This is a genomic window from Kocuria oxytropis, assembly GCF_040981195.1.
GTDB lineage: Bacteria > Actinomycetota > Actinomycetes > Actinomycetales > Micrococcaceae > Kocuria > Kocuria oxytropis.
This window is the reverse complement of the sequence record NZ_JAVFXA010000094.1, coordinates 1-560: the sequence shown is the minus strand read 5'-3', so window position 1 is coordinate 560 and position 560 is coordinate 1. Positions and strand designations below refer to the sequence as shown.

Below are 560 nucleotides of genomic sequence, written 5' to 3'. Positions count from 1 at the left end.
GAAGGCGTACTCCTCGGTGCTGTCCTCGCCGCGCTGGACGAACCGGTAGGCGCCGCCGGGGCGGAACTCGAAGCCGTCGATCCGGGTCCGCAGCCCGCGCGGCCCGATCCACTGCCGGAACAGCTCGGGGTCGGCGTGGGCGCGGAAGACGTCGGCCACGGGGTGGGCGAACTCGCGCTCGAAGTCGATGAAGGGCAGGCCGTCGGGGACGGTCAGGTGCAGTGCGTGTCCCATGGTTCAGTCCTGGGTGTGCTGGCCGCGGTCCGCGGCTCGGGTGTCGAGCACGGCGTCGAGGCGGCGGAACTGCTCCTCCCGGACCAGCCGGTACCGGTCGATCCACGCGGTGAGCGCCTCGAGCCGTGCGGGGTCCAGGTGGACGGGCCGGCGCTGGGCGTCACGGGTGCGCGTGACGAGCTGCGCCTGCTCGAGGACCTGGATGTGCTTCGAGACCGCCTGGAGGGAGATCGCGAAGGGTTCCGCCAGTTCGGTGACCGTGGCCGGTCCGCGGCTGAGCCGGGCGACGATGCGGCGGCGGACCGGGTCGGCCAGGGCCAGGAAGG

The 560-nt window shown here is 73.2% G+C and carries 2 protein-coding genes; both read right to left on the bottom strand.

Annotated features, from left to right (window positions below; translation table 11 throughout):
• The coding region (locus QYM41_RS17745; protein ID WP_368801089.1) for an SRPBCC domain-containing protein at nt 1-234 on the bottom strand (234 nt) is incomplete at its 3' end.
• Between the two features lie 3 nt (nt 235-237).
• A partial coding sequence (locus QYM41_RS17740) for an ArsR/SmtB family transcription factor (protein WP_368801088.1) occupies nt 238-560 on the bottom strand: 323 nt, incomplete at its 5' end.